This window comes from Xenorhabdus sp. PR6a (assembly GCF_028599065.1).
In the GTDB taxonomy this organism is placed as follows: domain Bacteria; phylum Pseudomonadota; class Gammaproteobacteria; order Enterobacterales; family Enterobacteriaceae; genus Xenorhabdus; species Xenorhabdus doucetiae.
The window spans coordinates 1-7,781 of sequence record NZ_JAQRFJ010000093.1 but is presented as its reverse complement, the minus strand read 5'-3'; the positions used below and the strand labels follow the sequence as shown (position 1 = coordinate 7,781).

General features: G+C 53.5%; 6 protein-coding genes. 1 reads left to right on the top strand and 5 read right to left on the bottom strand.

What is annotated here, in order from left to right; translation table 11 throughout:
• Positions 1–126: 126 nt before the first annotated feature.
• On the top strand, positions 127–258 hold the full coding sequence (locus PSI15_RS16475) for a hypothetical protein (RefSeq protein ID WP_273584481.1): 132 nt from the start codon (positions 127–129) through the stop codon (positions 256–258).
• 187 nt (positions 259–445) lie between these two features.
• Here the strand turns inward: PSI15_RS16475 and PSI15_RS16470 are convergent, their stop codons facing one another.
• The 5 genes from PSI15_RS16470 to tssI form a co-directional block, all read right to left on the bottom strand.
• Positions 446–1,237: a hypothetical protein gene (locus PSI15_RS16470; RefSeq protein ID WP_273584480.1), complete on the bottom strand. Its 792-nt coding sequence runs from the start codon at positions 1,235–1,237 to the stop codon at positions 446–448.
• A gap of 163 nt (positions 1,238–1,400) precedes the next feature.
• A complete protein-coding gene (locus PSI15_RS16465; RefSeq protein ID WP_010846561.1) occupies positions 1,401–1,781 on the bottom strand; it encodes an SMI1/KNR4 family protein in 381 nt (126 codons plus the stop codon).
• A gap of 21 nt (positions 1,782–1,802) precedes the next feature.
• Positions 1,803–6,206, bottom strand: a complete 4,404-nt coding sequence (locus PSI15_RS16460; RefSeq protein WP_273584479.1) for an RHS repeat-associated core domain-containing protein — start codon at positions 6,204–6,206, stop codon at positions 1,803–1,805.
• 13 nt (positions 6,207–6,219) lie between these two features.
• Positions 6,220–6,639, bottom strand: a complete 420-nt coding sequence (locus tag PSI15_RS16455; RefSeq protein WP_273584478.1) for a DUF1795 domain-containing protein — start codon at positions 6,637–6,639, stop codon at positions 6,220–6,222.
• A 98-nt stretch (positions 6,640–6,737) separates the two neighbouring features.
• Positions 6,738–7,781, bottom strand: a 1,044-nt coding sequence (tssI, locus tag PSI15_RS16450) for a type VI secretion system tip protein TssI/VgrG (protein WP_273584477.1), incomplete at its 5' end; no start/stop codon positions are given.

Below are 7,781 nucleotides of genomic sequence, written 5' to 3'. Positions count from 1 at the left end.
AGCAAGGTGTAGTTTAGTTGACGCTTACCACTCGGCAGCCAGATTGCGCCCAAATATGCACTTGAACGGCTTTATGAAGAGTGGGGGAATTTTTATCACTATGAGGGCTGGGTGAGGGAATTTTATGTGGTTTCCACGGATTATCTTTCTGCCAGTTCCGGTTCGATGGATGCGCAGACAAAATGGGCATTCTGGGCAGAATCGGATAGCTGGATGCGTAATGCCTGGCATCGGCTGGCATTTGCGTGTGGAAGCTAAGGCGATTCTGTGTTTACGTGATTTTGCCAAATTGATCCATGATGTTGCTCCTTTCTTTTGTCAAAGAATAGACTCCGTTTGAAGTAATGGCGGAGTCTGTTTGGCGGGTGGAATATGCAATATCATTGGTTTGGTCTTTCTATAGCAACAGGCCAAACCAGAAGATAAATATTCTTCTGACGCTTTATCACATGAGTTTCTCATCCTGAATATGGGTCATATTCATAAAAACTTCGCATAAGCTCACATTTTTAGGCACAATGGCGCTGATATCATATTTTTTTGGACTAAAAAGAAAGGGAAAAAGATCCCGGCCATTCTCAAGTTTTCTTGTTTTATCGAGCGATTCAAAGTAGTTGTAGATCTCCGATACCACTGTTTTATGTATTTCACTTTTAACTAAATCATCTCTCTGATATGGGCTTTCATAGTGTCCATAGTACAGTTTACGAAGATAAAGAATATTTTCCTCTTCGTTTTCATCCATGGGAGACCTGATGAAAGCCATAATTTCATCTGTGCGATCTTGCTTGACGCTGGTAAAAAAATCATTGATGCACTGCTGTAACTGAGGTGTGCATTTTCCCTGTGGTTTAGGTCGTTTTACTTCTTCAAACGTGGACTGTTCCGCCGACATGTTCAGCATATCCGTCATGATATTTTTAAATTCTTCCGGACACTGGGTTTGTTTCACTTCCGCATAAACACAGCGACCAAAATAACCGGAGTTGTGGGTGTAATTGTATTTTCTGATGGTCAGAACATAGGTTCCCGGCGGCGGTTCATACCCTCTGATTTCGGAGGATTCATAGGCGAATTTGAAGTAAATCCCGTTTTTTTTGTTATAACCGATCAGGTTTCTCGCAGCAGCAAAATCGGCGACAGTACACCCATGATCGCAATAGAAGGGGATTTCGCCATTAATAAAAAGAAACCAGCCTTCCGGAAAGGTGATTTCGTTTTGGATTGGGTTTCTCATGTATTGTCTTCTTTTTCAAAAATTATGATTGTTGTTATGAAGAGCATGTCATACACTTATTAGATGAATCTAGGATATTGATTGATTTATTAAAAAAATCATCTAGTATGTGTTATTCAGCCAAGATAGGACTAACCCATCATCTTGGCTGATTTCTAGATATTTATATTCCTAAATTATAAATATCATCGGCTTCTTTGTCTCCGTCTTCCTCCATATCGACGCTACCTAAGGCCCCTAAATCTAGACTATAAATAACATCACTTTCCTTCCCTTTTTCTACATAAATAAAATAACCCAGATCACCATCTTGACCAATTAAAAAATAATTTGGCTCAGCTTCCTGAATAGTATATGTTTTATTTCTTTCAAGAACATAATCGAAATTATAAACATATATATTCTCTTGTTCTTTACCTGTTACTTCAATATAAGGTTTATCTTGAATTTCTTCAGATAAAAATTTCCTATAAGAGTTAGGTAATTTAATGTTCAATTCTTCTTCAATAAGATCTAATTTTTCTAAAACATCTTCTTTTTTCATGAAATTTTCCTCTTGATAAACCTAAATATCAAAGAATGGATTGTTTTTGTTAGCGCCTCTAAGCCCATCGAAATATTTATAAGCATCACCAAGCGCTTTTCTTGCTTGAGCTTTAGGTACGCCAGCATCAATCATCTCTCTATAACTGATATGGAATTCTTCTTTCAACGTCTTGTTCCATCCTCCTGATGCCGCTCTTCTTGTCCTTTGTGCAGCACTGATTTGAGCGTGTGGCATCCCTGAAGTGGAATGTAATAATGTGGCCGGGGCTGAATTCCTCTTATAGTCTTTTATGCGTTTCTTAGCCCAGTGATCCTGTATTGGATGGTGGCTTTGTACAAGATTATCAGCTTTAGTATTACTGTGACCTGGTGCCCTATTAACCCCCGGAGATAAGTTACCATGCATATCTACATCGCCAGCTTTATATCCATGTGGATTATTGCATGCTAACCCTAGAGGGTCTATCCAGCCAGTAGGATTTTGTACATAGGAATATAAATTTTCTCCGCCTAAGAGCTTGATGGGGTCGGGTGTCAGGTACACGCTCGCCTCCGGCGAGAAATATCTGAACCGATTATAGACTAAACCGCTCTCAGCATCGAGCCACTGACCGGCGAATTGCATTTCAGGATTCAGTTCAGCATTTTCACCTGCTGCTTTCAGGCGCATGCCGTACAGGCTCTGCGGTGGCTGACGCCAGACGCGGTGGCCTTGTGGGTCAAACAGTGCCAGTGGTTCCCCCGTCGGTGCACACACCGCATACTGGGTCTGAATTTCACCCGCCAGTAATTCACTGCGGTTTTCCGGATTGGGGGTAAAAAACTGAATTTGCTGCGCCAGCAACTGCCAGCCGTCAAACACCAGATGGCGGATGCTGTACAAGCGGTGATGCCGGTATTCGCGGATTTCGGCTGGCTGGTCGCCATCCCACAGGTAGGTGGTACGGCTGCCCGCCTGTTCACAGACTTTCTCCGTGCGCCGCCCGAAAGCATCATAGCGATAAACCCAATGCTGGCCGCCCGGTGTCCGTACCCCGATAAGCTGGTTCTGGCTGTTCCAGCGGAACTTCGTGAGCTGAGGCCGGTGCCCCTCCTGCCACCGCTGCATGGCGGTCATCCGCCCCGCTTCGTCGTATTCGAACAGGTGCTGACCGGCTTGTCTCAGGCGATGCCCTTTCTGGTACAACCGTTCCCCGCCCACCTCATTGAGGCCGTCAAAGCGGCGGGCAGGGTAACCAGAAGGGTCATATTGATAATGTTCCTGCAAGCGATCCTGGTCACTGACTGAGGTCACCTGACCATTGCCGTTGACCACATAACGCAGCCACTGCCGTTCATCATTCGCCGCCACCAGATTGAGGGCGGCGTCGTAGTGATATTCGCGGTCCAGGCCCGCAAGCGTTGGCTGCGGGATGTCGGCCACGTCACCGGCGGCGAAGAACTCCGGGCTGGTGTTGCGGCCCGCGCGCTGCCAGCTCAGTTGCCCCATCAGGGTATGTTCCTGACGCAGGATAAACCCCTTGTCCGACTGACGGTAGCATTCGTGCCCGTCTTCGTCCCGTTCAAGCGTGAGCCGGTGCCCGCCGTGGATGTTAAGCAGTTTGAGTTCACCCACCGGATTGGCTTGGATGCCTGCCTGCCAGTAACGGCCATCCGGGGTGTGGAGGATTCTGTCTGCCGTCACCTTATCCGGATAATCACGCGTGATTTCGCCGTGGGGCTGGACTTCTTTAATCAGGCGGTCTTTGTCGTCATATTCAAACGTCAGCGGTTCACTGTCTGGTGCCACGACTTCCAGCAAACGGCCGAGAATATCGTAACGGTAGGTTGTCGTGCCTTCCGGCGTGTGCATCGCCGTCATCCGGCCGGTGGCATCGTATTCGTAACGGGTGACCTGGTTCAGTGCATCGCGTTTTTCAATGCAGTTGCCGTTGCCGTCATACGCATAATGCCACTGTGTACCGGCATAATCGGTTTCCGTTACCACCCGCCCGTCCGCATCGAGGGTATAACGGTAACTTTCCCCCTGTGGGTTGATGACTTCAAGCAGTTGCAGGCTGTCGGGGTCATAGCGGTACTGCCAGCGGTGGCCTTCCCCGTCCACCCGCGCGACCGGCAGGTCAAACGGCCCGTATTCGATATGCCATTGCACCCCGCGCGCGTCTGTCCACTCCGTCAGGTTGCCGTGGCGGTCATGGCGGAAGCGCTCCAGACTGTTATTGGGACGGTCACTTAACGCGACTCGATGATGGCGGTCATATTCCCACACCCATAAGGCGCCGCCGCCCGATGCCAGCCGCTGCAACCGGTCATGGCTGTCGTAACCCAGCCGCAGGCTGCGGTTCTCTTCATCAAACAGTTTCGTCAGCCGCTGATGGTCATCATATTCCCAGGTCCGCTGGTTGCCTTCCCCGTCTTCGGCCTTCGTCACCAGCCCGAACGCGTTGCGGGTCAGGGTGGTTTTGCTGCCGTCCGGGGCGGTAAAGTCCTCGGCATTGCCCTTATCATCATATTGCTGCCACCAGACCCGTCCCAGCGGGTCGGTCATGCTGACCAGCCGGTCGTCATCATCGTAGTGATACTGCCACACGGCACCGCCGGCCTCGGTCAATGCCGTGACTAATCCCGTATCTGCCAGATAATCCAGCTGCAAGACCTGCCCTTGCGGTAAAATCTGCTGCCGCAGGTTGCCCCATTCATCGTATTCATAACGGGTGAGATGACCGCACGGGGTTTCGACCCGGGTGACCTGCTGCTGGTCATTGTAATGCCAGCTCGTGGTATGGCCCTGCGGTGTGGTTGAGCGGGTGATGCCGGGTTCATAGGCCAGCCGGACGGGGTAATAGCCGCCACTGCCGACGCTTTCAATGCAGCGCCCCCGGGCATCATACCCATAATCCACGGCAGTCTGGTCACCGTCTGACCAGCGGCTAATCAGTCCCTGCGCATTGTATTCATAGAACAGGTGGAATTGCTGGGTACTGTCCGCTTCCGCCAGCCGGTTATTGTCGTGATAGCCATAGCGCACCATCACGTCATTGAGACCCCGGTCGCAGCGGCGGATTTCGGTCAGCAACCCGTCTTCGCGGTACAGCAAGACCAATTCCGGGCCGTCGCTGTGGGTGACCCGGTTTGGCCGGTGCTGTTCGTTGTAGTGAAAATCGACGGTGTTGCCGTTGCGGTCACGCAGTGCCGCCAGTTGCCAGCACTGTGTGTCAGAGGTGGCTGAGAAGCCCGGCCGGGTAAAGTATTTTCTGACCGGCTGGTTGCGCTCGGTCAGCACAAAGCCCTGTTTCTGCCGGCTCAGGGTAAATTCGGGATGTTCCGGATTGATGCTGTGGTCAACGCTGGGCGGCAGGGCGAAGTGCAGGGAAGCCCCTTCCAGCGTCAGGATTTCCACCCGGTCACCGGTGACAATGGCCGCCTCGGAAAAGTTGTCCAGCCAGTTTTCGCCCAGCAGGCCCCGTAATCCCGGTGACCAGCTGCGGGTGAAGGTCAGCGGTATCGTTTGTCCCAGCTCAAGCTCGGTACGCTGGTCAAACAGGCAGCCGGTGGTCACGTCTATCGGGTCACCCGAGAAGAATTTTTTGGTGGCCTGGATGTAACGTTTCACCCCTTTATTGGCTTTAAAGGCGGCTTTGGCGCACATCACTCTGCCTTTCAGGGCATGGGCGGCTTTTCTGGCACCCAGCTTTGCCCCGGCCAGCACCGCCTGCCGGCCGGTTTTGGTCATCAGTTTGCCGACGCCTTTCATCAAGCCGCGCGAGGGCGGCACCAGAAATTCGACCGCCACCAGTAACGCCCGCTGCCAGCCGGAGAATTCCTCTTCAATTTCCAGGTAAGTCCCCTGACCGGAGCCGATAAAGACCGTGCCAGCGCCTCCTTTGATGGCGGCCCCACACACCAGTTTGTCACCGACCCGCGCCGCCGGCTGGCCGTTGATAAACACCGATTCACTGCCCTGGGCTATCAGCGGTGGCGCCGGATGTTTGCTGCACATGGCGATGTCCACTGTCGCCCGCGCGGCTGGTTTTCCCTCAATCATGACGTTACCGGAACCACTGTCCAGCACCCCGTCCGGCGAGCCGAAGCTGTCAATGAAATTCGTGACGGCAGAGCTGGCCGCCGCGATGGCATCGCTGGCCAGATAGGTTAAACCGCTGCCGGCGGCCGCTACAATGAGAGTCGCTCCCAATCCCCCGGTGCCGGCCACCAGTAACCCCACGGCCCCAAAAATCGCCGCCCCAATCAGGGCACCGGCCACCGCCCCCATCAGGGCACCAAAGAAACTCTTATGCTGAATGGGGTCGCCTTTGCGTGCGGCGGCCGGCCCTCTGGCACCGCCCGCAGGCGGCAGGGGCGGCCGGGCATGGGTAGCCCCGACCCGTGCAATCCGGGTAATAATTTCGTCACCTAATCCCATAATCGGCTTCTCCTTATGCCGCCTGAAAACTGCTGACCACCGCCAGTAAGGCCTCCCGTTGCCCGTTATTCATGGGGTGTGGCGAGGTCAGGTTAAACGCCAGCAGCTGGCTGCCCCGGATTTGCAGGATCACCGTCTGGTGCATTTCCCCTTCCGGGCTTTGCCACTGGTAATCGAGCCGCCATGCCATATCGCCGCTGAGTTCGGTTTGCAGCCGCTGGTGCTCCTGATACCCCGGCAGGTGGGTCGCAAACTGCGTCAGTGTCTGTTCATAATAGGTATTGCTGTCAGTACCTGCCGGCACCGGGGTGCGGTTAATCACCAGATTGACGCCACTGTCATCCGGCAGCACAAACACGTGCATCGATTCGTCACGCCAGCCGGCGGGAATGTTCAGTGCGCCTTCGTTCATCTGGTAGGGTTGTGTGCTCATGGGTTTTCCTTTTCACTCTTTTTGTATCATCAATATTCAGCCCGCCGCAGAAAAACTCTGCGGAACGGATTTCAGTCTTGTTGCCGGACTGCCCGGACTCAGTTCAGGGTGATGACCTCTTTTCCGTTAATAATGACGGTGTTACCGGTAATATGGATATTGCCGTTGGTATCAATCGAGAGGCTCCCTTTAGTATTGCCGATGGTGATGCCGCTTTCAGTGGACTGAATGGTGATTTGTCCTTTGACACTGAGTACACTGGTTTTTTCCACGGTGACCTGTCGTGTCCCGATACTGCTCACTTCCATGCCGGCCACCTCTTTATGGCGGTCGGCCCGCACGGTGATGACCTGATTGTTGCCGACGCTTTCGGTATGGTCGTGCATCACGCGGGTACTGCGGTCATTGAGTACCGTCGTGTCCATATTCTTCTGCGCATGCAGCGACAGCAGTTCGCTGCCCTTGGCATCCTCGAACAGCAGTTCGTTATAGCCCTCGCCCTTGTGGGTCTTGGAGCGGAAGGCCATCTGGGTTTTGCTGCCCGGCAGCTTGCCCGGCGGGATATTGCTGGCGTGGTAGGTTCTGCCGGTCACTATCGGCTGGTCCGGGTCGCCGTGCAGGAAATCGACCACCACTTCCTGGCCGATGCGCGGGATAGCCAGCATGCCCCAGCCCTGGCCTGCCCACGGCTGGGTGACCCGTATCCAGCAGGAACTCTGGTCGTCAGATTTGCCGTACCGGTCCCACGGGAACTGGAGGCGGACGCGGCCGTACTGGTCACAGAAGATTTCTTCGCCGGCCGGCCCGACCACCCTGGCGATTTGCGGGCCATCCATCACCGGTTTGGGCAGCGGTGCCGGACGCCAGTGCTGGTTCTGGCGGATAAAACTGAACTGGCTGTGCAGCGTGGTACCGCTCTCACTGGTGGCCGTTTCCAGCGCACCGGGCTGGCGGCCGCTGTGGCTGGCAGAGACGGTCTGCCATGACTGATTCAGGTCTGCCCGTGGATGGTTAGTCAGGATAAACAGTTTGCCCGGCTGGAGGGCTATTGCATTGCCGCTGCCCTGTCCTGTCACGGCATCGCTGCGCAATGCTTCCAGCCGGTAGCGGGTAAAATCCCTGCCATGCGCTTCGTCTTTGAA

Coding starts and splice junctions, on each gene's coding strand:
- PSI15_RS16465 (WP_010846561.1), bottom strand. CDS start 1,781: ATGAAAAAAGAAGATGTTTTAGAAAAATTAGATCTTATTGAAGAAGAA.
- PSI15_RS16455 (WP_273584478.1), bottom strand. CDS start 6,639: ATGAGCACACAACCCTACCAGATGAACGAAGGCGCACTGAACATTCCC.
- PSI15_RS16470 (WP_273584480.1), bottom strand. CDS start 1,237: ATGAGAAACCCAATCCAAAACGAAATCACCTTTCCGGAAGGCTGGTTT.
- PSI15_RS16460 (WP_273584479.1), bottom strand. CDS start 6,206: ATGGGATTAGGTGACGAAATTATTACCCGGATTGCACGGGTCGGGGCT.